The 740-nt window shown below is 49.2% G+C and carries 1 protein-coding gene and 1 pseudogene; both read left to right on the plus strand.

The genetic code is table 11. From position 1 onward, the window contains the following. Positions 1 to 295, plus strand: a pseudogene (locus CR938_RS14415) (hypothetical protein); the annotation flags it as partial. An 11-nt stretch (positions 296 to 306) separates the two neighbouring features. Further along, the coding region (locus CR938_RS14320) for a tail fiber assembly protein (RefSeq protein ID WP_425502458.1) at positions 307 to 740 on the plus strand (434 nt) is incomplete at its 3' end.

A 740-nucleotide genomic window follows, 5' to 3' on the forward strand; every position in this document is an offset into this window, starting at 1 on the left:
CATTACAGGAAGTTTCTCCACAGTTAAAGTACCCAGCACACAGGTTATTGCTTCTTTATCGAAAACGGACAGTCCGGGCAGCCCCAGTCACTCATTGTCCGGTACAGCCGTGAGTGCCGTTGCACATGCGCATACAGTTGGTATTGGTGCGCACCAGCATCCGGTTGTTATCGGTGCTCATGCCCATTCGTTCAGTATTGGTTCACACGGACACACCATCACCGTTAACGCTGCGGGTAACGCGGAAAACACCGTCAAAAACATTGCATTTAACTATATTGTGAGGCTTGCATAATGGCATTCAGAATGAGTGAACAACCACGGACCATAAAAATTTATAATCTGCTGGCCGGAACTAATGAATTTATTGGTGAAGGTGACGCATATATTCCGCCTCATACCGGTCTGCCTGCAAACAGTACCGATATTGCACCGCCAGATATTCCGGCTGGCTTTGTGGCTGTTTTCAACAGTGATGAGGCATCGTGGCATCTCGTTGAAGACCATCGGGGTAAAACCGTCTATGACGTGGCTTCCGGCGACGCGTTATTTATTTCTGAACTCGGTCCGTTACCGGAAAATTTTACCTGGTTATCGCCGGGAGGGGAATATCAGAAGTGGAACGGCACAGCCTGGGTGAAGGATACGGAAGCAGAAAAACTGTTCCGGATCCGGGAGGCGGAAGAAACAAAAAAAAGCCTGATGCAGGTAGCCAGTGAGCATATTGCGCCGCTTCAGGA

The organism is Pseudoxanthomonas taiwanensis (assembly GCF_010093135.1).
GTDB lineage: Bacteria > Pseudomonadota > Gammaproteobacteria > Xanthomonadales > Xanthomonadaceae > Pseudoxanthomonas > Pseudoxanthomonas taiwanensis.